The organism is Cupriavidus sp. NPDC089707, from assembly GCF_044748965.1.
In the GTDB taxonomy this organism is placed as follows: domain Bacteria; phylum Pseudomonadota; class Gammaproteobacteria; order Burkholderiales; family Burkholderiaceae; genus Cupriavidus.
In genome coordinates this window covers 254,471-278,170 of sequence record NZ_JBIVHB010000008.1, presented here as the reverse complement: position 1 = coordinate 278,170, position 23,700 = coordinate 254,471, and the positions used below count along the sequence as shown (strand labels likewise).

Annotated in this window: 27 protein-coding genes and 1 pseudogene; 14 read left to right on the top strand and 14 right to left on the bottom strand. The window is 63.3% G+C overall.

The features are described from left to right. Positions 1-41 precede the first annotated feature (41 nt). The 9 genes from ACIP1U_RS16080 to ACIP1U_RS16040 all read right to left on the bottom strand — a co-directional run bounded on the left by ACIP1U_RS16080 (position 42) and on the right by ACIP1U_RS16040 (position 9,017). Complete coding sequence (locus tag ACIP1U_RS16080) at positions 42-1,715, bottom strand: PRTRC system ParB family protein (RefSeq protein ID WP_400316562.1); 1,674 nt, start codon at positions 1,713-1,715, stop codon at positions 42-44. 368 nt (positions 1,716-2,083) lie between these two features. Continuing rightward, on the bottom strand, positions 2,084-2,338 hold the full coding sequence (locus ACIP1U_RS16075) for a hypothetical protein (protein ID WP_400316560.1): 255 nt from the start codon (positions 2,336-2,338) through the stop codon (positions 2,084-2,086). After that, on the bottom strand, positions 2,335-5,436 hold the full coding sequence (locus ACIP1U_RS16070) for an SNF2-related protein (protein WP_400316558.1): 3,102 nt from the start codon (positions 5,434-5,436) through the stop codon (positions 2,335-2,337). Before ACIP1U_RS16070 ends, ACIP1U_RS16075 begins: the two co-directional genes overlap by 4 nt. Positions 5,437-5,499: 63 nt before the next feature. Continuing rightward, the gene (locus ACIP1U_RS16065) at positions 5,500-6,255 is read right to left on the bottom strand and encodes a hypothetical protein (RefSeq protein ID WP_400316556.1); all 756 of its coding nucleotides are present in this window, start codon (positions 6,253-6,255) and stop codon (positions 5,500-5,502) included. Between the two features lies 1 nt (position 6,256). Continuing rightward, positions 6,257-7,048 (bottom strand): hypothetical protein, encoded by a 792-nt coding sequence (locus ACIP1U_RS16060; protein WP_400316553.1) that lies wholly within the window; start codon positions 7,046-7,048, stop codon positions 6,257-6,259. A gap of 87 nt (positions 7,049-7,135) precedes the next feature. Continuing rightward, positions 7,136-7,369: a hypothetical protein gene (locus tag ACIP1U_RS16055; protein ID WP_400316551.1), complete on the bottom strand. Its 234-nt coding sequence runs from the start codon at positions 7,367-7,369 to the stop codon at positions 7,136-7,138. A gap of 11 nt (positions 7,370-7,380) precedes the next feature. Beyond that, positions 7,381-7,866 (bottom strand): hypothetical protein, encoded by a 486-nt coding sequence (locus tag ACIP1U_RS16050; protein WP_400316549.1) that lies wholly within the window; start codon positions 7,864-7,866, stop codon positions 7,381-7,383. A 98-nt stretch (positions 7,867-7,964) separates the two neighbouring features. Beyond that, positions 7,965-8,246 carry a hypothetical protein gene (locus tag ACIP1U_RS16045; RefSeq protein ID WP_400316547.1) on the bottom strand — a complete coding sequence of 94 codons (282 nt, stop codon included), beginning with the start codon at positions 8,244-8,246 and terminating at the stop codon, positions 7,965-7,967. Positions 8,247-8,327: 81 nt separating this feature from the next. Further along, entirely contained in the window at positions 8,328-9,017 is a 690-nt protein-coding gene (locus ACIP1U_RS16040) for a hypothetical protein (RefSeq protein ID WP_400316545.1), read from the bottom strand. Between ACIP1U_RS16040 and ACIP1U_RS16035 the strand changes: the two genes are divergently transcribed. From ACIP1U_RS16035 to ACIP1U_RS15985, 11 genes are all read left to right on the top strand, one after another. Beyond that, positions 9,016-9,465: a hypothetical protein gene (locus tag ACIP1U_RS16035; protein WP_400316543.1), complete on the top strand. Its 450-nt coding sequence runs from the start codon at positions 9,016-9,018 to the stop codon at positions 9,463-9,465. The genes ACIP1U_RS16040 and ACIP1U_RS16035 overlap by 2 nt on opposite strands. Then, entirely contained in the window at positions 9,462-10,922 is a 1,461-nt protein-coding gene (locus ACIP1U_RS16030; protein ID WP_400316541.1) for a 3'-5' exonuclease, read from the top strand. Before ACIP1U_RS16035 ends, ACIP1U_RS16030 begins: the two co-directional genes overlap by 4 nt. A gap of 18 nt (positions 10,923-10,940) precedes the next feature. Next, positions 10,941-12,155, top strand: coding sequence for a DUF1173 family protein (locus ACIP1U_RS16025; RefSeq protein ID WP_400316539.1), 1,215 nt, complete (start codon positions 10,941-10,943; stop codon positions 12,153-12,155). A gap of 14 nt (positions 12,156-12,169) precedes the next feature. Beyond that, on the top strand, positions 12,170-12,343 hold the full coding sequence (locus ACIP1U_RS16020) for a hypothetical protein (RefSeq protein WP_400316538.1): 174 nt from the start codon (positions 12,170-12,172) through the stop codon (positions 12,341-12,343). A 2-nt stretch (positions 12,344-12,345) separates the two neighbouring features. Further along, positions 12,346-12,660, top strand: coding sequence for a hypothetical protein (locus tag ACIP1U_RS16015; RefSeq protein WP_400316536.1), 315 nt, complete (start codon positions 12,346-12,348; stop codon positions 12,658-12,660). Between the two features lie 327 nt (positions 12,661-12,987). Then, on the top strand, positions 12,988-13,926 hold the full coding sequence (locus ACIP1U_RS16010) for a phage Gp37/Gp68 family protein (protein WP_400316534.1): 939 nt from the start codon (positions 12,988-12,990) through the stop codon (positions 13,924-13,926). Positions 13,927-13,933: 7 nt separating this feature from the next. Beyond that, complete coding sequence (locus ACIP1U_RS16005) at positions 13,934-14,098, top strand: hypothetical protein (protein WP_400316532.1); 165 nt, start codon at positions 13,934-13,936, stop codon at positions 14,096-14,098. Further along, entirely contained in the window at positions 14,095-15,339 is a 1,245-nt protein-coding gene (locus ACIP1U_RS16000; RefSeq protein ID WP_400316530.1) for a DNA-methyltransferase, read from the top strand. The genes ACIP1U_RS16005 and ACIP1U_RS16000 overlap by 4 nt, the downstream gene beginning before the upstream one ends. A gap of 2 nt (positions 15,340-15,341) precedes the next feature. Further along, positions 15,342-15,614 (top strand): hypothetical protein, encoded by a 273-nt coding sequence (locus tag ACIP1U_RS15995; protein WP_400316528.1) that lies wholly within the window; start codon positions 15,342-15,344, stop codon positions 15,612-15,614. A gap of 57 nt (positions 15,615-15,671) precedes the next feature. Next, entirely contained in the window at positions 15,672-16,262 is a 591-nt protein-coding gene (locus ACIP1U_RS15990; RefSeq protein ID WP_400316526.1) for a hypothetical protein, read from the top strand. Between the two features lie 56 nt (positions 16,263-16,318). Continuing rightward, the gene (locus tag ACIP1U_RS15985) at positions 16,319-17,215 is read left to right on the top strand and encodes a DNA/RNA non-specific endonuclease (RefSeq protein WP_400316524.1); all 897 of its coding nucleotides are present in this window, start codon (positions 16,319-16,321) and stop codon (positions 17,213-17,215) included. 103 nt (positions 17,216-17,318) lie between these two features. Here the strand turns inward: ACIP1U_RS15985 and ACIP1U_RS15980 are convergent. Both ACIP1U_RS15980 and ACIP1U_RS15975 read right to left on the bottom strand, forming a co-directional pair. Further along, positions 17,319-17,596, bottom strand: a pseudogene (locus ACIP1U_RS15980) (HU family DNA-binding protein). Positions 17,597-17,716: 120 nt separating this feature from the next. After that, positions 17,717-18,856, bottom strand: coding sequence for an integrase domain-containing protein (locus tag ACIP1U_RS15975; protein ID WP_400316522.1), 1,140 nt, complete (start codon positions 18,854-18,856; stop codon positions 17,717-17,719). Positions 18,857-19,888: 1,032 nt separating this feature from the next. Between ACIP1U_RS15975 and ACIP1U_RS15970 the strand changes: the two genes are divergently transcribed. The 3 genes from ACIP1U_RS15970 to ACIP1U_RS15960 all read left to right on the top strand — a co-directional run bounded on the left by ACIP1U_RS15970 (position 19,889) and on the right by ACIP1U_RS15960 (position 21,503). After that, the gene (locus tag ACIP1U_RS15970; RefSeq protein WP_400316520.1) at positions 19,889-20,890 is read left to right on the top strand and encodes a PRTRC system protein D; all 1,002 of its coding nucleotides are present in this window, start codon (positions 19,889-19,891) and stop codon (positions 20,888-20,890) included. 6 nt (positions 20,891-20,896) lie between these two features. Beyond that, positions 20,897-21,295 carry a hypothetical protein gene (locus tag ACIP1U_RS15965; RefSeq protein WP_400316519.1) on the top strand — a complete coding sequence of 133 codons (399 nt, stop codon included), beginning with the start codon at positions 20,897-20,899 and terminating at the stop codon, positions 21,293-21,295. 73 nt (positions 21,296-21,368) lie between these two features. Further along, the gene (locus ACIP1U_RS15960) at positions 21,369-21,503 is read left to right on the top strand and encodes a hypothetical protein (protein WP_400316517.1); all 135 of its coding nucleotides are present in this window, start codon (positions 21,369-21,371) and stop codon (positions 21,501-21,503) included. A 71-nt stretch (positions 21,504-21,574) separates the two neighbouring features. Here the strand turns inward: ACIP1U_RS15960 and ACIP1U_RS15955 are convergent, their stop codons facing one another. The 3 genes from ACIP1U_RS15955 to ACIP1U_RS15945 all read right to left on the bottom strand — a co-directional run bounded on the left by ACIP1U_RS15955 (position 21,575) and on the right by ACIP1U_RS15945 (position 23,691). Then, positions 21,575-21,787: a hypothetical protein gene (locus ACIP1U_RS15955; protein ID WP_400316515.1), complete on the bottom strand. Its 213-nt coding sequence runs from the start codon at positions 21,785-21,787 to the stop codon at positions 21,575-21,577. A gap of 98 nt (positions 21,788-21,885) precedes the next feature. Beyond that, positions 21,886-22,968: a primase-helicase zinc-binding domain-containing protein gene (locus tag ACIP1U_RS15950; protein ID WP_400316513.1), complete on the bottom strand. Its 1,083-nt coding sequence runs from the start codon at positions 22,966-22,968 to the stop codon at positions 21,886-21,888. Positions 22,969-23,181: 213 nt separating this feature from the next. Then, complete coding sequence (locus ACIP1U_RS15945; protein WP_400316511.1) at positions 23,182-23,691, bottom strand: single-stranded DNA-binding protein; 510 nt, start codon at positions 23,689-23,691, stop codon at positions 23,182-23,184. Positions 23,692-23,700 lie beyond the last annotated feature (9 nt).

Here is a 23,700-nt window from a genome sequence, read left to right as displayed (position 1 = left end):
GGGCGGCGCCAAAGCGGCGCCACCCCACTTGAAGCGCAGAATTAGTAGCCGAGGACCTTGGGGACCTTGCTGGCGTAGTCGAAACCGTCGACGGCCAGCAGGCCGGCGACCACCTCGCCTTTCGATTTACCGAAAAGCCTGGCGAAACTGTCGCCCAGCACCTTGCGGATGCCGAGTTCGTCGGCCAGGACCTTCATCTCGGACTTGGTCAGCATCTCCAGGAATTCCTGCGATTTCTGCAGATTCCAGTGATTGCACAGGTCGAGCTTGTGGTACCGGCACAGTTCCCGGAGGTTGTTCACCTCCATACCGTCAATCGCCGCCACCGTCATGCCGATCGTCAGCTGCTGCCGACGGCCACCATCCATTCCGTGTACTGATGTGAGGCAACCTTGCAGGGTCGAAGACGACTTCTGCTCGGTGAGCTTTTCGAAGAATTTGCCCATCACGTCGCCGCCGATGTTGCGCGACAAACCGTTCAGGGCCATGGCCAGCAGATAAGCATTCGCTTGCTCGGCGTTCTGCGCGACTTCCTTGCGCAGCGCCTTGCGCCAGAGCTCGGTGCGATACTGCTTCACCTTCTCCGACTCGCTGATCGACGTGACTGGCTTGTCCGCAGCGGCGGAGGGCTTGTTGTTACCCTTCGTTGCCGCGGCCGGCTTGCCGGCGGTCTGCTTTGCAGCAGGCGCCTTGGCTGCATCACGCTCGGCCTTGATCCGATCGGCCACCTTCTTCTGGTTGCACGCCGTATCGAAGCACTGACCGTTGTAGACGTTGCCCATGGAATCCGGCAGCCCGCTGACCGCGGCACCGAAGTTCTGGCAGGCGTGGCAGGCCTTGGCCTGTTCCTCGCCGACGCCGGTCGGTCCGTCCACCTTCAGCTGGATGCGAGTATGGTTGTCGCCGGCGCGGATGATGCGCACGATCGGATACTCTTCCTTGAGTCCATAGGCAATGCCCTCGAGCTTGCTATCGGTCTTCTCGGTGTAGCAGGCCCGGTTGGTGCAGTTCCCCGTGGCAATCGCTTCGCCGAACAATTCCGTCTGCAACGAAGAATTGTGCGGGCAGGCGGCACAGTCGGTCTTGTCGAAGATCGCCGCTTCCAGGCTGCACGCGGCCGCCTCGATGGTTTTCTTCAACTCCGACACCGACTTCTTCTCGCCGATGATGACCGGCAGGAGCTTGTCCTGCTTGTCCTTGGCGAGCGTGGCCAGCAACTCGGCGTGACCGAGCTGGAGCTTGCGCTCATTAAGGGCGGTCTGGACAGGCTGGCTGCAATTCATCAGAGCAAGCCGTTTATCCAGCGTCGAGCGGGACCATCCAAGCAGCTTTGCGGCTTCCTCGCGATCTCCTTTGCAGTGACCAACGATCTTGGAGGCAGCAACGGCCTCCTCGGACGGCGACATGTTGGCGCGCTGGGCGTTCTCGATGAGCGCTGCTCGGTCAGCCTCCTCGTCGGACATTTTCTTGATGAGGACGGGAACTTCGCCGTCGGGGCCAAAGGCCTCCAAGGCTGCGCGAATGCGCCGTTCGCCCGCGACGAGCTCGAAATCGAACTCATCGTCTTCGATGGGTCGCAGCAGAAGCGACTGATAGATTCCGTTCTCACGGATGGACTTCGTCAACTCCGCATGCTCGACCGGATCGAAGTACGTGCGCGGGTTATAGCGGCCAGTACGGATCTGGCGGATGCGGACAGCAGATGGGAATTGCATTGTGGGTTCTCCGAAACGGAATGGGAACCCGTAGCCGCACCGGGAACGTGGTTCCCGATGGGATTGGAATGGATGGACTGGCCCGGCTAAGCGGGAAGCCACCGTACTGCAGAAGCTGGCACCAGAAGGTGCAGGGTCGATGCGTCAGGGACGCGGAAAGTTGGGAGAGGATATCCGAACTCGGTCCTATGGATCAAGAGGTTCGCGCCAGCGTGCCCATCCAGAAGCCCTTAGCGACGGGGTTGGGCAAAAAAAAAACCCTCCACGAAGGGAGGGTTGGGAGAACGGGTCCATCTGAGAGAGTTTCCGTAGCGGGGCGCTACGGAAACTATCTTATGGCGGTTGGGGCGTCACATTGCCCTGAAAGCTCAGCTATTTTGGGTGCCTTTCTCCGGCAATGGGCCGATCGGTCTGGCCAGCAGGGTGGTGACCGCCCCGCTGACCTGCCAACCGCCCATCTCGCTCTCAAAAATGCCATGGACGAGACGGTCGAGGCAGATGACTTCCACCCCATTGGCTTCCACCGTGCCGAGGACGTTGGCAACAGTCGTGCCGCGCGTTCCGCGCCGCTTGATCGTCGCCACGCCTTCACCCAGGGTGACAGTGCACTCGTTCGCTTTCATGCTGCCTCCTTGAGCAGTTCGCGCTGGTCGCGATTCTTGCGGCCGTGTAGCGCAGCCAGATCCTCGACAAATGCATCGAGAAGCGTATCCATATGCAGGAACGCTTCATCCTCCAGTTCCGGCGTCGCCCAGTCCAACCCGGCTTCCATGGCGTCGCGCTTGTGCGCCACCATCTGGTCCTGGTAGACATCGATGCTTCCCGGCAGATGGAAGTACATAACCTTCAACTGGCCCTTCCGGTTCCACCGCAGCGCACGTCGCATCGCCTGATACTCGATACGCCAGGTCCACGAACGGTCGTAGAAGAGCACGTAGTCAGCGTTGGGCAGGTTGTACCCTGCTCTGCCCGAACCCTTTGTGCACAGCAGTCCGGTGGCCGTGCCGTTCACAAACCGCTTGTCCTTGTCGGCCACGCGTTTCGTGATTGGGATGCCGCCGTGGAACGGCACCGCCTCGACGCCACGGTCCTTGAGCTGGCCGGCTATCAAGTCGATCACTCCGGGGTTCTCAGCAAACAGGATGGCTTGCTTTCCTTCCTCGGCAATCGCATTCAGCCGGTCGATCACGGCCCGTTGCTTGCTGGTGACCTGCCCCAGTGCCCCCACCCCGTCCACCCCATGCTGCGGGTAGTTGGCGGCGAAGTGCACTGCGCGGATGCGCGCCAGGATCGCGATCAGGTTGTTCGAGCGTCCGTCGGTGCGACGGATCTCCCGATACCAATCCGCGAACTCGTCGGCCGTGCGCAGATACAAGGACAGATGCGCCGGGTCCCAATCCGTCTCGACCACTTCGACTGCCGGTGGATCGATCTGGATGTACCTGGCCACGTCAGGCTCGCAAACCAGCCGGCGCTTGACGTGAGGCGCCAGCATCTGGCGGTACAACGGCAAGTTGCCAATCTTCGGCACCTCCCGCTTTGCGCCATCCTGCAGGCTCTCTGCAAACTGCCATGTCACCCATTCCAGCACGACGAAATCATCCCGGAACCGATCTACACCGCGCTGGGCATGCTGCACGGTGGCCAGCCAGTGGCTATCCAGATAGCCACGGCGGTAGCCGTAGGGCTGAGCGGCGGTACCATCACCCCCCGTGAAGGCGATGAGGCCAAACACGTCCCGCGGGTAGTTCGCGATAGGGCTACCAGTGAGGATGTAGCGGCGCCTCGCCGACAGCTGCCAGAGCGCGCGGCACTGGTCGCTGTTCGGGTTCGACAACCGTTCCCCTTCGTCGGCCACCAGCAGGCCAATCCGGCGTCGGAGCCGATGGGCGTACGTGACGCGCCGGGAAGATTCCCGGGACACCGGCATGCGCAGCCGCTCGTAGGCAATGAGATTGATCTGCCCGAGCTCGCCAAGGCTGTCCGGCGAGTCGATGATGTGTACCGCCGGCGGCGGCAGGATCTGCGCGAGCTCGGCACGCATTTCCGGTACAAGCCGTGCCTCGACGACGATCAGGCCATGCTTGACGCCCGCCAGCAGGATCAGCGCCGCGGCGAGCCGTGACTTGCCGCACCCCTGTTCCCAGGCAGCCACCGCACCAGACGGCTTCTGCAGCAGCTCCACCAGGTCATCCTGTTGAAAGCCCCAGTTCAGCCATCTCTCGATGCCGAGCGCATGCATGCGCCGGCGCAGCGCTAGTGCCTGTCCCGGGTACTTCACCGAGAGGCCTTCGTGCACGGTCTCCCATGTCTGGGCCGACCGGCTGACGGCAAAGCGGCTCATCAGCTCATCCAGCGTCAGCACAAACTGAGCACCGCCCGCCTGGTAAGCATAGCGGCCGTCCGGCTGCCGGGTGAACGCTACGGCCTCGCCGGCCTTAATCACCGGGCTGCCCCACTTCAGCGGATCCGCGACATGGCTTTTGAGCGCCACGCCGTTGATGGCTTCCGCCGCATTGACGCCGGTGGTCCAGACGGTGTGCCGCAGAGGCGTCGCCTGGCGCGCGCTTCGCCGCAGCCGCTTCCCGAAATGCTCCAAGAAGCCCGGTGCCAGGTCAGGCACCCCGCCGGCCTCTCGGATCAGCCGCAGAAGGCCATCCAGCGCTGCCATTGGGTCGTCCTGCACCAGGTAGGCTTCGAGATCGAGGCGCCCGCTGCCGGCATAGCGCATGCCGTGCGGCAGGCGCTGACCGTCCAACGGGAGGATGCGCCGATCGAACACCCGGTTGAGCACCATGGCCTCCACGAGTCCACACTCGAAGCCCAGGACGATTCGACGGCTATCATGGGCAATGCGTACCCGTTTCTGCGAGGTCACCGGCCGCGTGATGGTAGGACCGGAATCGTCCAGAACCTGATGGTTCAGGCGTGGCTCTTGGAAATGGCGGTCGTCCACGTTCAGGTCCAGGCCGGGCAGCGGGACGGTGAAATCGCCGTGCGCCTGGCGCACGACGCGCCCCATCCGGTAGCGGCCAAACACCGCAATGGAGGTGTGCACCGTGGCGCCTTCCTCGCGGAAGGCCGAGGCCGGCAAATCGAAGATACCGACCACGCGGCGCGCCGCGGTGCTGTGCGTATCCCGGTGGTCCAGGACGTTCACGAAGCGATCGACAAAGCTCGTCGGCAGCAACGCCACCACCACCTGTGCGGCTTCGAGCGCCTGGGCTAGCGCATACTCATGGCTGAGCGCGCTGCTGTTGGCCCCAAACCGGCCCCACGTGGTGCAGCCGAAGGGCTGCAGGTGCGGCGATTCGAGGTGGATCGAGAACGGCGGGTTGATGAGGGCCACGTCGAAGTGGCGCGGGTGGATCTCCTCCATCCCAGCCATGCGGAAGCTTCCCTCGAAGCCGGCCGCGTCTACACACTGCTGGACGGCGGCAATCGTCGGCTCATGCACGTCGACGCCATACAGCGTGTGCACCGCCGAATCCGCGAACTGCAACAGGCGGCCGGAACCGACCGAATTGTCCAGCACCGAGACCTTACGGCCAGGGCGCCAGCTATCCACAACGCCCCACATCAGCCGAGCGATGGCATCTGGGGTGAAGAACTGCGACAGATGCCTCTGGCGCGCGGCGTGCAGCTCGCCCATGTGGGATATCTTGTCTGCCTGCGAACCGAGGCTGACGATGGCCCGCAGGGGCTCGTACCAATGAGTCATAGGGATTCCTAAAAAGAAAATGCCCCGTCGACGACGGGGCAATGGATGAGGTGCCAGTCTGCTCTAGGCAGCAGCCGGCTCAATTAGATACTGGGCGACGAACGCCAGAAGGCGTTCGCCGAGAGGCGCGGCGAACCGCAATTCCCAGTACTCGTTGTATTGCAGGACGTCCAATCCCGGGAAAGTCCGCCGCTGCTGGGCAGCGAAGACCTCCCCATGGTCGAACTGGCGCAGGCAGCCTGCCAGCGCGGGCTCGCCTGCATCCTGCGCATAGGTGGCCAACGCCAACAATGCCGCGCGCAGATCAGCATGCGCGTCTGCTGCGACTCGCCGTGACGGGCGCGCGGCAGCCACAGGCAACGACGGCGCCTTGAGCCGCAGCCGTACGACTTTGGCGTGCCGGCGCACGGCATTGGGCTGATCGAGCTGCAGCGCCGCGGCCAGCGTCTCGGCGACTTGCCGGTACGCCAATGCGCGGCCGCTGGCCTGGTACCGTTCGGCCAGCACCCGCCAGTAGCGGTCGAGATGGGGCGTCTCCCCGGCGCGAATGGCCTCCCAGACGTTCGGGTGGCCGTTCACCGGAATGCGCGTCTCGTCGATGCACACGGGAGCCCCTTCGATGCCAAACTCGTTGCTTGCCCGATCGATGAGGCTGGCAACGAGGCGTCGAAGGAACCGGCGAAAGTCGCCAGCCTGGTCGACAGGCACGGGCACGATCGCAGCATCGGAGACCTGCGCGGCGAGCGCGCTGACCCGCTCATAGGCATCGAACGAAGCGACCTGCGCCGAGCGAAACGCCTCAACAAGCGCGTTGTACATCTCAGTGCCGCTCCTGCATGGCGTCCTGGCCGTACTCGCCCACGAACAGCATGAGCGGTTCAGCCAACTCGTTGGAGAACTTGAACTCCCATTTGTCGTTGAAGAGCGTGATGTCGAGGCCCGGCATGGACATCTTCTCGCGCGACGTGTATTCGAGCTGATGCAGGTTGATTCGTCCCAGCATGCTCGCCAGCACAGCGTTCCCCGCCTTTCCAGCGAAGGTCGCAAGGCCAGACAGGCAGTCGGCGGTGTGCTGCGTGCTGTGGTAGCCAACCCTGCGGCGGCTCGATCTCCACACTGCCTCGGAATAGACGCTCTTCTTGAGCACAACGCCGGACGCGGTACGCTTCACTTCCGCATTCCGGTGCAAGCCGAAGCTTCGGACAATACGTGCCGCAGCTTGCCGGTATGCGGTGGTGGCACCGCCGTCGCCGTTGTAGTATGCGCTGAGGGAGCCCCAGAGCTTGTCGAGATCGGGGGTTTCGCCTTTTTTCAGCGCCTTGCCGATATACAGGCCGGCTCGGTCGAACTCGGCGTTGTTGTCGATATCGAGTCGGGCACCTACCGGCGCGAACTCACGACGCGCGCGGCTGACAACGTTGCTGGCCAGCGCGAAGCAGAACTTCTCCAGTTCGTCCTCCTGACGGTACTCGGAACGGACGCCGACGGCAAAGAATGGCTCGGCGGTGCCTGTGCCGGCCAGCGCCTCGCGCTCGAAACGAGCGGCATCCAGGTACGCCTGGCGTGCCGTATGCTGGGCCTCGATGAATTTCTCAATAATTTGGTTGTACATGTCGGTCTCTCAAGGGAAATGGGAGACCGCCCCGTCGGGATGGTCTCCCGAGGGGATGAATCGATGAATGAGCGCGGACGGAACCGCTTAGGTGGCCAGTTCCATCCAGCGCTGGGCGGACTCGCGGCTCACATCGGCGGCGGCTTCCTGACGGACCGTGGCGCGGCTGCCGTCGGGCAGGGTTTTGATTTCGTCTTCGCCTGCACCTTCGAGGTCATAGTCGACAATGACCACGTTGACGTGGGCGTCACTCTCGACGTACTGCACCAGACCGCCGTCCAGATGCACAACGATGGTCGGCTTTGCAGGGGTGTTGGTCATGGCGTGGCCCCTCAGTGAATCGAGATGGCGCGGCCAATCGGCATGGGCATGAAGCCCAGCGCCCACCACATCGCAGCCGGATGATTCGGAAAGTCCGGAATCTCCGTACGCTGGAAGATGTCCGGTACAAGCCCGATCGCTGAGGGGCGCGCCCGTACAGTTTCGCGCCATTTCTGCTGCAGGCGCAGCCAGGTCAGTTCCGCCCGAGCGATGTGGTCCCATTCGGTGGGTACCAACGACTCGTCGAACAGATCGGCCCCTTCCGCGGTCATGACGGCGACCACCTCGTGGTAGCGGCCGAGCTCATGCGGGAAGCCGCGGCGGACAAACCGCAGAATTGCGGGATCCGGATTGCCGAAGACGCGCTGCAGTTGCCGGATGTACACCGCGCACTCGCGCCGCGAGCGCTCGCTGTAGTCGTCGTGACCAACCTGCGCGCACGACTCCTCTGCCGGCACCGGCCCGACTTCGATATCGATGGTTCTGGGGTAGAACATGGGCATTTCCTCAATGGATACGGGAAACGCCCCATCGGGACGTATCCCGAATGGGTGGGTGGCGCCGCGCGAGCCCAAAGGGCAGCGCGCGGCGATGGTCAGGCCAGCCGGCCCGACAGATGAGAGAACTTCGCGAGCATCCACAGGGCAGCGATTGCCAGGGTGGCAATCACCAGAGCGGAGAGCTGAAAAGACAGCAGCGCGAGGTTCGACATGGTGACGATGAAGAACAGCGCTGCGAACAGGATCACGACCAGCGCAACGATTGCGGCGGCCGTTTCACAGGTTTCAATGACAGGCATGATGGCACCAACGGAGACGGAGCCATTGCCCATCAGGGACAAAGCCCCAATGGGTGAAGGAAAGAAGTTGGCCGGCAAGCGGCGGTGTCGATGCGCGGTAGCGCGGAGAATCGGGCGAATCTTACCCTGCCTACCAGCGCGGGACAAGAATCAGGATGCTTAGCGAGGCCTCGCTGCCGCCTGGCGGGCACGGCGGTTGGCTTCACGGATACGGTTGACCACGGCCCAGCGCCGCTGTTCGACCTCTTCCGGGTTCTCAAGCTTCGAATAGTCCTCTACCGGCCCCTCACCTACGAAGGGCCTGTAGTCCTGGGGCAGCTTGCCTTCAGCCTTGGCCTTCTCGCGTTGCAGGCGGCCCAGCCCGTCGCTTGTCTCCGTGATGGCTACATAGTCCCACCGCGCGGGGACTGCCGCGTCGGCGAACCAGATATCACCCTCGCCCTGCCCCACGATCGCAACGACGTCGTACACGCTCCCAATCGGAGAGGGATTAGCCCGCACCTCGAAGCGCAGAACCTCCGGGCGGGGATGCCAGAACACGCGGTCCAAGTATCGCTTGAACGTGAGTGCGTCCAGTCGGGCGATCTCGCCATACTGCGGCTCGCCCGGCGCGATGAACTCCGGCTCGTGCTTCGGGCGGTTGCCAAGGGAGACTTCCCGGGACGTCGGTTTGGGGGATGACATTGGGCATTTCGGTAGAAAGACGCCCGAAATTCTATCGCTTTCGGCGCCTACGCCTGAATTCCAACCGGGAAAATGGTTGGCGGCGAACTTCGCCCCGCCGGCCGCCTTGACTTCGGCGCGGGGCCGGTATCTTGGTCTTAGACCATTCAGTTTCTTGCCGCCCATGCGATTCACCCGACTCGGACGCCATGACCCTATCGACTTCAACGCCCGCCGCGTGGCTGCCTTCGCGCGCAAGCAGCAGCGCGAGCGCGACCGATATCCGCTCTTCGCGGAACACGTGGCCGCCGAACAGCACTGCGCCGACGTGGAACTGGCCCGCCGCCAGCGACGCTCCGACAGGCTGGAGACGACGATGCGCGCACTGCACGCCCGCGTCTGGCGCGAAAAGCGCGCCGTCTACTTTTCGCTGACGGCCGAGCAGCGGGCTGAAGTTCGCGCCAAGTGGGTGGCCTGGACCGGTCCCACCACTGCCCCTTACTTCGCCTATATCGTGGATAACGTCAGCGGCGAGGCCGCACAGCGCGCCGAGGCCTCCCGCGCGCACGCGCTGGCCATCCGGCGACGTGTCCTCGCGACGCTTCCCGAACAGACCGCCCTGGAGATCGCATGACACCCACTGCCGAGCAGGAACAGGTCGTCGAGGCGGTACGTGCCGGCAGCGCAGTCAAGGTCAAGGCCTACGCCGGCGCTGGCAAGACCTCCACGCTGCGCATGGCCGCCGAGGCGCGTGGCCGCGCGCGCGGCTTGTACCTTGCGTTCAACCGGGAAATTGCCAACGAGGCCGCCCGCAAGTTCCCCCAGAACACCCGTTGCCGCACCGTCCATTCCCTCGCCTACAGCGCCACGCGCCCGGAGATCACGCGCAAGCTCAAAAACCCAGTCGAGCCGCCCCATCAGCTCGCGCTGCGCTACGGCTTCGGGAAACTGCGCCTGCCCACCACCATCGGCAAGGATCTGGAACTCAGCCCCAGCAAGGTCGCCCGGATGGTGATGGACGGCGCCGCGCGCTTCTGCCGCTCCGCGCAGGCCGAGCCGCTCGCCTGGCACATCCCGGTTGACGCGATCGTCAAGGAAGAGGAAGCCGAGCACCTGCGAGAATCGCTGCTGCCCTATGTGAGGCGGCTCTGGGAAGAGTATCTTGATCCGGCCGCGCCATCGGCTATCGCACACGACGTGTACGTCAAGCTGTTTGAACGCAGCCGGCCGCGCATCGGCGCCGACTTTATCCTTTTCGACGAAGCGCAAGATGCCGACGGCCTGATGCTGTCTGTGCTGCGCGCCCAGCAGGCGCAGATCATCTATGTGGGCGACCCGTACCAGCAGATCTACGAATGGCGCGGCGCGGTCAACGCCATGGACCATATCCGTGCCCCGGAATGCGTGCTGACCGAGTCGTTCAGGTTCGGCCCGGCCATTGCACAGTTGGCCAGCCGCGTGCTGCAACTGATGGACGAGGATACGCCTGTACGCGGCCAGGACCACGTCGCGTCACGCATTTTGCATGATTCGACCCCAGGCCACGACCGCTTCGACGCCATCCTGTGCCGCAAGAACGCCACGGTGCTGACCCACCTCGCCGAAGGGATTGGGCGGGGAGACCGCGTGGCCGTACGGGCGAACGTCGACGAACTCCGGGCGTTCGCCGACGGCGCCGAGCAGCTGATGCGTGGCCAGCGCATCGGCTACCCCGCCACCCTCGCCTTGTTCGAGACATGGGAGGAGGTCCAGGAGTACGCCGAGTCCTTCGCCGGCCGCGACCTGAAGCCGCTGGTGCAGCTGATCGATAGCGAGGGCGTGGACTACCTGCGCCTGATCCTCACGCGCGTGTCGCCCGAGGACGAGGCCGACTACATCGTTTCGACGGTCCACCGCGCCAAGGGGCTCGAGTGGGACCGTGTGCAGCTCGCCGGCGACTTCAAGTTCAAGAGCGGCGACGACGGCAAGTTGACCATGGCGCCGGAAGAAATGCGGCTGCTCTACGTCGCCATGACGCGCGCCAAGCGTCTGCTCGACGTGAGCGAGATCCGCCGCGATCTGTACACCATGTTCCGGGAAGCCGGCGTCTAACGAGAGAGAGAAGAATCCATGATCACCGTGCGCATTGGCGGCAACGAGTTCCCGCTGGACGATGTACTGGAAGATCCCGGCCGGTACGCGCGTCACCTCGAGCGCGCGAAGACGGTTCAGGGATTTGCGGAATGCGGCTGCAGCACTCGGCGCCCACGGCCCAAGCTGGTCATTCGCCGACATCGGGACATCTTCCTACTCGTGCGCTGGCCTGAACAGGCACACCACCATGCCGCAAGCTGCCCGTTCAATCGGCAGGCGCTGGCCAAGTCAGGCGCAGGCGACAACCTGGATCCCTTCAGGATGAAGGACGGCCACCACGACATCCGGCTCGACGCCTCGCTATCGGTCAGCGCGCACACCCCAGCCAAGATCGTCCAGCGAGCGCCCAAGGGCCAGAGCACGAAGCCGCAACGGCGTTCGGCGGGGCTACTTGCGTTTCTGGAGTACGCCTGGGAGCAGGCGGGGCTGAACGTATGGCCGGGCACGGGCTCGCGCGGCTGGAACGCCTGCTGGTCGCAGCTGACGACGGAATTGGCCGACTGCCGCATCAACGGGAAGGCGGCCGATGGGCTGCTGCATGTCATGCAACGGTGGGACCCTGCCCGTAAAACGGAAATCCTGGCCGAGTTTGAGGCATGGCAGGGCCGGCTCACGTCCACTGCGGCCGGCAACTCGCGCGGCATCGTGATCGGCGAAATCGAATCCCACGCCCCGACCCAGTTCGGCGGCAAGATCGTGCTGCGCCAAAGCACCCAGCGCTTCTTCCTGGCCGCGGACCTCTACGCCCGTCTGCAGGTGTCGTTCGGCGGCGCCCTATCCGGCATCGGCAAGGCGGAACAGCGTTGCGTCGCCGTCCTGCTGGTCGAGCGGTCGAAATCAGGCTACCTGACGGTGGTCGATGCCGCGGCCATGCTAGCCAACCGCCAGTTCCTGCCGTGTGATTCCTCGTTCGAGATCGCAATGGCTGACCATCTGGTGGGGTTGCAGCGGGCTTTCCGCAAGCCGCTGCGCCACATCGGCCGAGCCGCCGTGCATCCCGACTTTGTGTTGACCGACGTGGCCCCGGAGGCCGTCATCGAAGTTCTTGGCATGACGGGCAATGCGGACTATGACGCCAGGCTCGCGCAGAAGCAGGCGCTCTATCGCGCCAACGGCGTGCCGGTGATCAAATGGCGCCCTCAGGACCAGCAGATCACGTGTGTCCGGCTGCCCCGGCCGAGCGCTGCATGAGCGGGCGGGTACCTATGCCGGCAAAGCTGATCCGGTTCATCGAGCTCCATGACGGCAATACAGCCGTCGACAACGGCGATGGCACGCTGACCGTCACCTATGTCGCCCTCATGGCCGGTATCGCCTACGACAAGCGCGAGACGATCCCGGCGACGGCTACCGCCGTCCGGGACGTTCTAGGCTACTAGGCATGGACGGAATCTATCTGAAGGCCATCCGTTTGGTGCATCAGTACCGCGCCGTGTCTGTCCCGCTTGTCCAGCGGCATCTAGGCGTCGGCCCCGAGCACGCCGAGTCCCTGCTGGCGCGCATGGCGACAGAGACCACCATCGTCCGCCGAATGCCCAATGGGCTCTATTTCTATGTCGGAGAAATCGTCGCTGACGAACTCACTGCACTGTATCGATTCGCCGAGGAGGTCCTTGCTGGCCTTGCGTCCGGCGATATCGACGTAGACGGCCTCAGAGCCGCCGCGGCGAAGATCGGCCTTTCGGCTCCGACCTGACACGCCCTGTACCCGCTTGACTTCATCTGCGATTGGATAGGCTGGAAGCATCCCTCACCTTCCACCGCGATGGGCTACATCAATCCCCTCCTGCGCCTGCCCGCTGCACAGCAGCTCCTGCGCCTACCACCAGAACAACGCCGAGCAATCGCCGCTGTGGCACTTCGCACACGCGCTCACGCAGCACTGCGAACCTCAGCACGAATCATCCTCGTTTGCTGATGCCCCTTCCGCCATAGACATCGGCGCAGCCCAGAATCTTCAGGGTGGGGATCCTGCATCCCATACCCGGGACGCCCGAACCATGGACATGTTCGAGAAAACGAAATGAGCGATAACACCAAGATCGAATGGACCGACCACAGCTGGAATCCCTGGGAAGGCTGCCAGCGGGTGGGGCCCGGCTGCGACCACTGCTACGCTGAGACCCGCAACGCCCGCTTCGGCGGTGGCCAATCCCAAAACTGGGGCCCCGGTGCGCCCCGCCGGCGTACCTCCGCCACCAACTGGCGCAAGCCATTGCGCTGGAACGCCGCGCACGATGCCTTCGCCGCGGTACACGGGCGCCGGCAACGCGTCTTCTGCGCGAGTCTTGCCGATGTATTCGACAACGAGGTGCCGATCGAATGGTTCATCGATATGCTCGATGTCTGGCGCCGGACGCCAAACCTCGACAAGCTCGTGCTGACCAAGCGCATTGGCAACGCCACCAAACGATTGGGCGACGCGTTCAACACGCTGATGCTGCGCGACGACTGTGCGGACAATCCCCTCGTTCCGTGGCTGGCTACCTGGATTGCCGGCAATGCCCCCGCCGATATCTGGCTGGGCGCAACGGTGGTGAACCAGGTAGAAGCCGACCGCGACATCCCGAAGCTTTTGCGCACGCCGGCAAAGACGCGGTTCCTCTCGATGGAACCGCTGCTCGGACCCGTCAACGTGTTCTCCACCCTCACCGGAGAGCTGCTGCATACATCGGGCAACGACTATGCGCCGGGCTCCCTGGACTGGATCATCGTGGGCGGCGAGAGCGGAGGGGGCGCCCGACCGATGCACCCGGCATGGCCACGCTCGTTGCGCGACCAATCCGCGGCAGCCGACGTGCCCTTCCTGTTCAAACAATGGGGCCACTGGCACACGACAGTCCTCGACGGCGCCGGTCTTCCGCGAGTTCGCCAGCTTTCAGCACTGGGTGAACAAGGCGCAGACGTGGATCGCCGGCGGAATCTGCCTCGACAGCCATGGCGCGCAGCTCGAGCGCGGTGAAGATTTCATGCGCGCCCGCGACGAAGGTCGTTTCCCGGTGACGGTGATGCACGGCGTGGGGAAGAAGGCGGCTGGCCGGTTGCTCGATGGCGCTGTCTACGACGCGTTTCCGGTGACTTCGCTTGATGTCGCGGCAGCATGCGAGCGGGCGCTTGCACGGGGCGCTGCATGATGGAGCAGCTCAACCTGTTCGGACACGTGGCGGCAGCGTTCGCCGACGCGCCAGCCGAAGGCATCGCCACCGCCCAGCTCTACGATGCCGTGGCCGCCGCGGCCGGGATCGACCTCGCCACGGCTCAGGCCAAGGTCCCGATCGGCGCGGCTGGCACCCTGCTCAGCCCGTTCAAGCGCGCCGTGCGCTGGCATCAACAGTCGCTCAGAGCCCGGGGCGTCATCGAACGCGTCGCCGACCGCGCCGGCTTCTGGCGGCTGACGCAGCCTGTTACGGAAGAGCTCGACCGCGCCGCCGACGGCGTTCGGCTTGTCGCCTTCAGCACCACCCTGGGTATGGCCGTGTGGGCGCGCCACGAGGATGTCTTCCGCGGCCTTGGCGAGCCGATTGCGCTGTGCGTCACCTCGCCGCCCTACCCGCTGCGCCGTGCCCGGGCCTACGGCAATCCCACGGAAGCGCAGTATGTCGACTTCCTGTGCGAGGCCCTCGAGCCGATCGTTGCAGGGCTTGTGCCGGGCGGCAGCATTGTCCTCAATGTGTCGAACGACATCTTCGAGCCGCGCAGCCCAGCCCGCTCGCTCTATATTGAGCGCCTCACGCTGGCCTTGCATGACCGGCTTGGCCTTTCCCTGATGGGCCGCGTTCCCTGGGTCAACTACAGCAAGCCGCCCGGCCCGACGCGATGGGCCTGTGTCGACCGTGTCCAGCTCGCCTCCGCCTACGAACCGGTGCTGTGGTTCACCAACGATCCGTCGTGCGTACGCGCGGACAACCGCCAGATCCTCGAGGCCCACACCGCCCGTCACCGACAACTGATGGCCGCCGGCGGCGAGACTCGCAATGCGGTGTATGGCGACGGCGCCTACCGCATCCGGGCGAGCGCCTTCGGCAACCAGACTGCCGGGCGCCTGCCCCGCAATGTCATCGAGCGGGGTCACAGCTGCGCGGACACACTGGCTTACCGCCGCGCCGCCCAGTCTCTCGGCCTGCCGACCCACGGCGCCATGCAGCCGACCGACATTCCGGATTTCTTTACGCGATTCCTGTCCCGGCCAGGCGACCTGGTGGTCGATCCTTTCGGCGGGACGATCCGCACCGGCCTGGCCGCCGAGCGGCTGGGAAGGCGATGGATCGCCACGGAATGGATTCTGCAGTACGTTCGAGGCGCCGCCGAACTGTTCCGGCAAGCCGACGGCTTCCAGATGCACCCAGCCCTACAATGGGCCACCCAACCGAGATAGACATGCCGCAGTACGACGACAACGAACGCGAATACCCGGAACCGGAAACCGTCCTCGCCATCCGAGGCGCCATCACCACCGGCCAGCTTGGAGGCCCCATGGGCCCGCCCGGCCATTGGCTCAACGAGTTCTGGCAGATCGGCGCCGCGCTGCGCGATCATGCCGAGATCCTGCAGGGCTTCCAAGGCACCGCCAGACGAGAGCTTCTGAGCACCACAACGGACTATCTGGCCGCCAGCGAACCGATCGCTGGGCAGGGCGACGCCCAAAACTGACGGGACCATGCCGCGGGCAGGCATAATTCGGGCATTTTCAAGCAACGGATTCTCGCCATGCCTAGCGGCCTTCTCCAATGCGCCCACTGCGACGGGGCGCCCGTCTACATCGCCGGCCGGCTTCAGGCAGTCATCGTCTGCGAGGAGTGCGGGATGTCGACCCCGCCAGTCGAGAATGATCCCAAACGTCCGAACGCCGCGTTCGCGCAACTGAGCGCCATCTGGAACAGCCGGGTCGACCACCGTCAGGCTGACAACCAGGCGATTTCCATGGTGGCACGCCGTGCGCTGACGTCCTCGGACATCCCGTATTTCCTCAACCTGCTGGCCTCGACAACGACCGACTGGGAAACCAACGGACCGACGTTTGCCGCGATGGCGGCTGCCCTGGCGCAACCAAGCTATGAATTCAAACACGTCGGACCGCCTGATACGGTGCTCTCACAAGCCGCCCGGTACCAGACGTTGCTGCGCAGCGCGAAGATCATCCATATCGATGGCGCTCCCATGGTGCGCTTTGAGCATGTACCGGCACTGGCCGCAGAGGTCGCTGAAGAAGCGTTGGCGGACAAGGAATGGCCGCTCTTCGACAAGGAGGAGTTCATCGGCAAAGCCATCGATAGCCTGCCGGATCACTGGCAGCCTTGACTTTGCCTTGGGGCGGACAAACTGGAGAGGTTCCGTTACCACCAGGTTCCCAACTAATGACTCGCTCCCTCATTGCCGCAGCCGTTCTCGCCCTCGCCTCGTTCACGGCAAGCGCGCGTGACACCGGCCAGCCCTGTCCTCACGTCCTGCCATCTGGCCAACCCACTGTCAGCAAATCGACAGGTCGCACGCAACTGCTGTGCTATCGAGCGTATGCTGTTCTCTACTCGAGCGAGACGCGCACAGCATTGTGGTCGGCCGAACGCCTCACCGGCGAGGCGGTAGACGCGGCGCGTAAGCTACCACGCGATAGCGATTTCTACGAAGAGGAGCGGCTGCCCGCTACCGACCGGGCCAGGCTGGCCGACTACCGACACGGATCGGGTCTTGATCGAGGGCACCTCGCCCCAAGCGGCGATTTTCCCGACAAGCCGTCTCAAGCCGAGAGCTTCAGCCTCGCCAACGTCATCCCGCAGCACAGGGTGTCGAACCGCCGCACCTGGAGCCATATCGAGACGACCACGCGCAGGCTGGCGCGCCAGTACGGTGTCATCCAGGTGGTGACCGGCCCCGCCTTCGTGGGCACGCCGAAAACGCTGGGTGGTCGGATTCGCATACCCGATTTCGTCTGGAAGGCAGTCTTCGTGCCAGGCGTGGGCGCCGCGGCCTACATCGCCCGCAATGACGCGACGCCGGCATACAGCCTCATCAGCGTCGATCAGCTGCGCCGCTTCACCGGGATCGACCCGTTTCCTGAACTGGCCTCGCCCATGCGAGTCCCCGCGATAGACCTGCCGCCGCCCACACCGCACCCTGGCGAGAAGCCAGCGCGCCGCGTTGCGTTCGAATGGCTGACATCGGCCGATGCCGTCGGGGATGTGCCGAGCCCGGGAGACTCGCTTCCCCACATCGCCCGGGACGCCCTGTGGCGGGCCGTCGCCTCCGCACGCTAGCCTGATCTCAGCCCCACAGAGGGAACATGTTCCTTCCAAAAACACGAAAGGCACCCCAAGTGACGTGCCTTTCGATGGCAAACACCCTTTCGAATGCTAGCGGCTATTGATTGACCGCCTCTCGGAACCGTTGGCCGGCCTTGAACTTCACCGTCTTGGCAGCGTCCACCTTGATCTCTTCGCCGGTGCGGGGATTCCGCGCGACGCGTTCGCCGCGCTCGCCCTTGCTGAAGGAACCAAAGCCGACCAGGTTCAGGCCTTCGCCTTTAGCGACGGCCCCCATGATCGCGGTCAGCGTCACATTGAGCACTTCCTCGGCCCGTGCCTTGGTCAGCCCATCCACACCTGCCGCGATGCCGGGATCAGTTCAGCTTTCGTCATTTCTGTTCTCCTGCGTAATAGACATTAAGATTGGATCACGATGGCCAGGTCAGCCATCCCCGGAAGGCGGTACAGGACGGTGATCAACCATGAAGAGTACGACATGGCGAGAACACCGATCTAGACCTGCGCGCCGCTGAGCCGCCGGTAGAGGCTCTGGCGAGTAATGCCCAATTCCTCCGCCGCCTTGCTCTTGTTTCCATTGTGCCGCCGCAGCGCCGCTTCGGCCTCCTCCCGAGTCACGCCCGGCCTGTCCTTTGCGGCCATCGCCGTCAACGTCGAAAGGTACGCTCCGCTCTTGGTTACCTTACTGTGCCCTGCGGCGAGCACGACCGCCTGAATCGCCTGGCGGTGAGCTTCCTGCTCCGGTGCCGAGCCTCCCTTGACCGGTGCTGGCGAGCATGCGATCTCTTCGTACAGCTGATGCGCCCATCCGTGACGCAAGCCGTGGCTGGTTACTCCCAGCCCCTTCTTGTAGACGCCATGCTTGCGGAGCACCGCGTTGTAGTGGCTACGCCAGCGCTTGATCGAGTAAGCCGCAGGCGTCGTTGACCCGCTGATCGGATCGATCAAGCGGGCTGCCTCCTCCAGCACCTCCAATTGCAACCGAACGGGGACTTCCCGCTTACGTCCTCCCTTTGTCCCGTCAACCACCCGAAGCGTGTCCAGGTTCTTTAGCGCCGTAGCGATCTTGAGCGACCAGCTCTCCTCGATCCTCAGTCCGAATGCCGCCTGCAGTTTTAACTGCACCGCCACGTGTTTATCCGTCTTAGCAATTTCCGCGATCAACATTCCCGGATCAACGCCATTGCCCTCCCATGACTTGTCGGTCGTGGTGACGTAGGACCGCGCAAGTCCGTGCGCCTCTCTATCTACATACTCGCCGAGCGAACGGATTAGGTCGCGCTTGCCAAGCCATTGGCAGAACGCCTTCAGATGGCTCAGCTTGTTCTCGATCGTGCCGCCGACCTGGCCCTGCGCAACCCACCTGTCGACCAGCGCCTGGATATGCTTGTGGCGAAGGGAATGGGGACTCTCGATCATCAACCCCTGCTCGCGCAGTTCCACGAATGCGCGACATACCGTGTACATCCGTCGCTCCTGCGTCTTGATCGACGCGCGCTTGAGACTTACCCGTGTTTGGCTAAGGATCCTCTTCAGATTGTCAACCAACACCGCGTCCAGCTCCGCCTTCATGCGCGTTGGGAGCTCGTACTTGGCCAACAGCCCGCGTATGTCAAAGACCGCGTCTTGCCGCATCTGCTACCTCGTTTGTCTATCCAGTCCCGACGACCCAGGCGCCCTAGTGCTCCCCGTAGCACCCTATGCCCCTGTCCCGTCCATCATGCCGTTTAGCCATCGGCCATGGTCCAGCTCTTCCATATCCGTTAGCGATTCCATTGGCTGGTCAGCCCTCACGTGGAAGAACGTGCATGACTGTCCCGACAGAGTGGTTGCGCTCACGCGCAAACCGGCCCGCCGGGCTACCCGGTTGCTGGAGGAACCGCTCTCCAGCATGAACGCAGCTCGGTGCAAGCACCCCGCTACGCCGCCCGCGTAACTCTTGTTGCGCTGTTTGGTGACGGCCGCGCACGCCGTTCGTTAGGAGGTGGATCGTCCGGTTGAGTGGTCTCAACCTACGTCCTGCCCGTCAGGTAGCGACATCTGAACCGCGGTGTATCGGGTCCAGCGTTCGCCTACCCCGCATTTCGCAGCTGGGCAAGTGGAATGGATGGAGGCTGCGCAGGTGTCCGGTGTCCGGTCTGCACATGTCCTCATTTTGACCAATTTCCCAAAACCGCCCGCAAAGCCAATTGGTATCGCGGTGTCCGGGGTCCTCAGTGTGGGCCAGTATCTACTTGAGCCGATTGAAAAAAATGCCGCAACATTGTGCGGCTTGGACAGATAGGCGCCCGAAGGGTCAATCTTAGGAAAGACTCGGGCGCTGATGCCACTCAATGGTGGCGAGGTCGATGCGTCGGGGACGCTGAAGGTACTCAAAGGATAAACCGAAATTCAGTGGCGTCGCAACGAATTCGCCGTCAAATTCGCCAGCATTCGACAACTTGACTTCGCATCGCACCGGGTAGATTCGAAAAGGATCGGATCGCAGTGTCGGATACGTGTTAGCAAGTGTCAGATCTGTGTGAGCACGTGTGAGATAAGCGCGCCCTGCTGACAGCAGCTAGCTCTTGCTAACACCAGCTAACACATTCCTGTCAGATGACTATCAGATATGTGTGACCACCACTGCGCTCCGGCAACCTTCATCAAGCCAAGGAGAGTCTTCATATGAGCACCACCAAAACCATTGCGGTCGATGTCGGCTTCGGCAATACCAAGTTTGCCTTCCCCCTCGGGGCGGACATTGCGACCCGCATGTTTCCTTCGCTGGCCCCGACTCGATCGGCTTCGAGCCTCGCCAACCACGGTGACGGCTACTTCCAGTCGCGCGATGTCGTTCACGTGACTGTGGACGGCGCTGAATACGAGGTGGGCCCGGACGTTTCGATCACCTCTGCCTACGGCAATACCGGGCGAACCCTCTCGGAAGACTTCGTCACAACGCCGGAATATGCTGCGTTACTGTTCGGTGCACTTCACTATTCACAGGCCAGGGACGTTGGGCAGCTCATCCTCGGCCTTCCCGTTCATACCCTACAGAAGTACGCCGGCGTCCTGCAGGAGCGCTTTGCTGGCACGCATGACTTCGGCGCGGGCAGCGTCAGCATCAAGCGCGTCGTCGCTCTTCCCCAGCCACTCGGCTCGCTGGTCACGTTCATGCGTCAGTCCGGCAAGGACCTGGACCCGGATGACAACTGCCTGATCGTGGACGTGGGGTACTTCACGACCGACTGGGTAGTAGCGCGTGGCTACATGATGGATGACACCCGCAGCGGCGGCGTGCCCGGCGGATCGTCGCGAATTTACCAACAGGTCGCCCAACTCCTCTCGGCGGATGAAGGCGGTGAGCCATCTGGCAGCATCGAGCGCATTGACAAGTCCCTGCGCGACGGAAAGCTCATGCGCTACTACAACAAAATGGTCGACCTGCGCCCGTATTTCGAAGTCGCCAAGGCCCAATGCCAAACGGCGGTCAAGGAAATGCAGACGCGGGTGGGCCGAACGGAGGACATCGCGGCCATCGTTCTCACGGGCGGCGGAAGCGCGCTGTACTCTGGCGCCATCCGTGCCGCGTTCCCGCGCTCCCATATCGTGGCGATGGAATCGCCCTGCTACGCCAATGTCCGCGGATTCTTCGACATCGGTAGCGCACGGCAAGCGCGCGGGTAACCGGCTATGGAAAAGCTCGCCATCAAAGTCACCCTCAACCCGATGACGACGCCCCAGCTCTACGCCCAGCTTGCGCAGGTCAGCGACCCGCGCCTGCGAGCCGAGGTCTTCCGCCGTCTGGCCGAGGTCGGCGCGCAGGTCATGGGGTCGAAAGAAGGCGTTGCGGCAACGCCGACGCCTGCAGGTAGACTCCTTGCCGCCCTGATGTACCGCTCCGAGGCAGCGTTCGTACCGCCGCAGGATGCCGCAGCGGTCGGGCAGTCCGCTACTTCCGCCCCGCTAACCCAGCTCGCCAGGGCGGATATCTCCCCAGGTCCGGAGAAAATCGAACTGCCAGCCGTGGCGGCCACCAGCTCTCTGGACCTGAGTGCAATGAACTCTGCGATGTCGCGATTCTTCGATTGACTTGCTCCGGCTTGACTCGCCGTCACTTCGTGGCAATCTACAACCATCACACGGACGAAAGGAAACCACCACCATGAAATTCTTCGAATACCTTTCCACCACCCAAGACCAGAACCAATTCATCTTCTACGCGCTGATCACCTGGTGCATTCTGGAAGCCATTATGGTGGTCTATCGCGGGAGGCGCGCCCCCAAGGACGCCGGCTGACGCCTTCCCACGCCAGAAAGCAAAAAAGCCCAGCATTTCTGCTGGGCTTTTTGTTCAAGGGGACTTTGCGTTCAGTGAAGCGTGGCTGGCGCGAGGCAATAGTCGAGCGCCGAATCAAACGACAGATTCCGCTCGAGCAACGTCAAATTGCCAGAGGTTTCCCGTCGGTAGACGTGGAAGAACTGGGCATCGGACTGACCAGCCTGGACTTCGCAGGTGGCGGTGCTACGCATTGCGTGAATGTGCAGCTTGTTCACGATGGCGGTAAAACCCTTCTGTGGCATGGTATTTCTCCTGAGGTTCTGCCACACGGGATTCCGCCCGGTGGGGCGAACCCACAGGGCAGAGTTGAAGGAATGCCACCCGTCAGGTGGCGAAAACATCAGGCGGCGATCGCCTGTCGGGACATCAGCCGCAACCGGTGTACGGTTCGCCATTCGTCGCAGTAATCCGTGCCTCGGACCTTGGGCCGATGCAGAACCACGGTGAAGCCATTGGCGCGCAAGCGCTTTTGGAGCGCGAGCGCGTCGGCCATACCCGGGGACTTGCCAGTCTTCGGATCTACCTTGTCAAAATCGGCGAAGATGTGCACGGTGTGGATGCCCATACCATCGGGCACCACGAACTTGCTCAGCAGCACACGGTTCAGGCACGACCAGGTCGGAATCCGGAACAGCATGTACGCCGCGTAGGCATTCTCGATACCCTCCGCAACGCCAATCGCTCCATCGCGAGGCGACATCAGCCGAACAGCCCCGCCGTCAAGCGGCAAGGCGCCCGGATAATTCCGCTTGCTCGGGAGGATCTCGCCATCCTCCGACACGACTATCGCCTTCTCCGGCTTGGTCGGGTGCAACGATGTTCGGTGAACCGTTGCAGTTCGACCGTCAGGCAGCTGGTACTCAGCGATCATCGTCGGATACCGCCCGACAATGCTCCCTTCGTGCCAGTATTCCTGCACGGCCAGCCGCAGGCCATGTGGCAGCGGAGCGCGCAGCCCTGGAACGCGGGCGGCGAGATAGCGCATGGCATGGTCACCTGCCGCGACCGCAGTCGAGGTGGCAACCTGCTTCATGACGCGGCTCATCAAAGCAATTGCGCTCCCATTGCTGCGCTGCCGGCATGCCGGCCTGATGGGAGACACCTTCGCAGGCAGCGGCTCGCCGCTCTCGCCATTGAGCCGGCGCTGCAGTTCAAGATACGACATGCCGGTATAGCGACAAACCAGCTCGATACCGTCGCCCGCCTTGGGACCACCGGCATCGCACTTGCGGCACACCCAGTCACCGCGGCCCCGCTTGTTGTCGTAGGTAAATCTGTCTGTGCCGTCTCCGCAGATCGGGCACGGACCAGGGCGACCTCGCCAGAAGGCGTCCGTGAGGACGTCTGCGGGCAGGTACTGCGCGACCAGAGCGTCCCATTGAGCGGGCGTCCAGTTCTTCACGATATCACTCAGCTTCTTCATAGGATGGCTCCGTGTGGAGAGTGGTCGATGCCTGAGACAGGCGAAGGAACGCTTGCTCAAAGGACATCCCGGCCGCACGAGGGGCCAGAATGTCTTTTCAACACAGCGATTGAATCGGGGGAAGTTGGGTGTGGCGCGAAGCCGAAGATGAGAAGCATGCCCCCGCGAAATCGCGGGAGACATGCTTAAAAGTGCCGCTTACACGGCGCTAAATTAGAAGGGGATCTGGTCGTCCATATCATCGAAGCCATGCGACGGCGCCGGCTGCTGCGGGCGACGAGTTTGGCTGCGTTGCCCGCCACCATAGCTGCCCTCATTTCCGCCGGCTTGCCCGCTTCCTTGCGGCTGCCGGCTATAGCCACCACCGTCATCATCATTCGACGAACCACCGCGGCCGCCAAGCATTTGCATCTGATCGGCAACGATCTCGGTGCTGTACTTGTCCTGGCCGGACTGATCCTGCCACTTGCGGGTGCGAATGCGCCCCTCGATGTAAACGGAGGAGCCTTTCTTCAGATACTGTCCTGCGATCTCCGCCAGCTTGCCGAAAAACGAAATGCGGTGCCATTCAGTGGCTTCCTTCATATCACCGGTCTGCTTATCCTTAAAGCGATCGGTGGTAGCGATGCGAATATTGGCCACAGCGTCCCCGCTGGGCATGTAGCGAACCTCAGGATCTGCTCCGAGATTGCCGACGAGAATGACTTTGTTCACGGATGCCATGTTGCTTCC

Excerpts from the sequence above, each read along its gene's own strand:
- ACIP1U_RS16080 (WP_400316562.1), bottom strand. The coding sequence starts at position 1,715 with ATGCAATTCCCATCTGCTGTCCGCATCCGCCAGATCCGTACTGGCCGC.
- ACIP1U_RS16075 (WP_400316560.1), bottom strand. The coding sequence starts at position 2,338 with ATGAAAGCGAACGAGTGCACTGTCACCCTGGGTGAAGGCGTGGCGACG.
- ACIP1U_RS16070 (WP_400316558.1), bottom strand. The coding sequence starts at position 5,436 with ATGACTCATTGGTACGAGCCCCTGCGGGCCATCGTCAGCCTCGGTTCG.
- ACIP1U_RS16065 (WP_400316556.1), bottom strand. The coding sequence starts at position 6,255 with ATGTACAACGCGCTTGTTGAGGCGTTTCGCTCGGCGCAGGTCGCTTCG.
- ACIP1U_RS16060 (WP_400316553.1), bottom strand. The coding sequence starts at position 7,048 with ATGTACAACCAAATTATTGAGAAATTCATCGAGGCCCAGCATACGGCA.
- ACIP1U_RS16055 (WP_400316551.1), bottom strand. The coding sequence starts at position 7,369 with ATGACCAACACCCCTGCAAAGCCGACCATCGTTGTGCATCTGGACGGC.
- ACIP1U_RS16050 (WP_400316549.1), bottom strand. The coding sequence starts at position 7,866 with ATGTTCTACCCCAGAACCATCGATATCGAAGTCGGGCCGGTGCCGGCA.
- ACIP1U_RS16035 (WP_400316543.1), top strand. The coding sequence starts at position 9,016 with ATGCGATTCACCCGACTCGGACGCCATGACCCTATCGACTTCAACGCC.
- ACIP1U_RS16040 (WP_400316545.1), bottom strand. The coding sequence starts at position 9,017 with ATGGGCGGCAAGAAACTGAATGGTCTAAGACCAAGATACCGGCCCCGC.
- ACIP1U_RS16030 (WP_400316541.1), top strand. The coding sequence starts at position 9,462 with ATGACACCCACTGCCGAGCAGGAACAGGTCGTCGAGGCGGTACGTGCC.
- ACIP1U_RS16025 (WP_400316539.1), top strand. The coding sequence starts at position 10,941 with ATGATCACCGTGCGCATTGGCGGCAACGAGTTCCCGCTGGACGATGTA.
- ACIP1U_RS16020 (WP_400316538.1), top strand. The coding sequence starts at position 12,170 with ATGCCGGCAAAGCTGATCCGGTTCATCGAGCTCCATGACGGCAATACA.
- ACIP1U_RS16015 (WP_400316536.1), top strand. The coding sequence starts at position 12,346 with ATGGACGGAATCTATCTGAAGGCCATCCGTTTGGTGCATCAGTACCGC.
- ACIP1U_RS16010 (WP_400316534.1), top strand. The coding sequence starts at position 12,988 with ATGAGCGATAACACCAAGATCGAATGGACCGACCACAGCTGGAATCCC.
- ACIP1U_RS16005 (WP_400316532.1), top strand. The coding sequence starts at position 13,934 with ATGCGCGCCCGCGACGAAGGTCGTTTCCCGGTGACGGTGATGCACGGC.
- ACIP1U_RS16000 (WP_400316530.1), top strand. The coding sequence starts at position 14,095 with ATGATGGAGCAGCTCAACCTGTTCGGACACGTGGCGGCAGCGTTCGCC.
- ACIP1U_RS15995 (WP_400316528.1), top strand. The coding sequence starts at position 15,342 with ATGCCGCAGTACGACGACAACGAACGCGAATACCCGGAACCGGAAACC.
- ACIP1U_RS15990 (WP_400316526.1), top strand. The coding sequence starts at position 15,672 with ATGCCTAGCGGCCTTCTCCAATGCGCCCACTGCGACGGGGCGCCCGTC.
- ACIP1U_RS15985 (WP_400316524.1), top strand. The coding sequence starts at position 16,319 with ATGACTCGCTCCCTCATTGCCGCAGCCGTTCTCGCCCTCGCCTCGTTC.
- ACIP1U_RS15975 (WP_400316522.1), bottom strand. The coding sequence starts at position 18,856 with ATGCGGCAAGACGCGGTCTTTGACATACGCGGGCTGTTGGCCAAGTAC.
- ACIP1U_RS15970 (WP_400316520.1), top strand. The coding sequence starts at position 19,889 with ATGAGCACCACCAAAACCATTGCGGTCGATGTCGGCTTCGGCAATACC.
- ACIP1U_RS15965 (WP_400316519.1), top strand. The coding sequence starts at position 20,897 with ATGGAAAAGCTCGCCATCAAAGTCACCCTCAACCCGATGACGACGCCC.
- ACIP1U_RS15960 (WP_400316517.1), top strand. The coding sequence starts at position 21,369 with ATGAAATTCTTCGAATACCTTTCCACCACCCAAGACCAGAACCAATTC.
- ACIP1U_RS15955 (WP_400316515.1), bottom strand. The coding sequence starts at position 21,787 with ATGCCACAGAAGGGTTTTACCGCCATCGTGAACAAGCTGCACATTCAC.
- ACIP1U_RS15950 (WP_400316513.1), bottom strand. The coding sequence starts at position 22,968 with ATGAAGAAGCTGAGTGATATCGTGAAGAACTGGACGCCCGCTCAATGG.
- ACIP1U_RS15945 (WP_400316511.1), bottom strand. The coding sequence starts at position 23,691 with ATGGCATCCGTGAACAAAGTCATTCTCGTCGGCAATCTCGGAGCAGAT.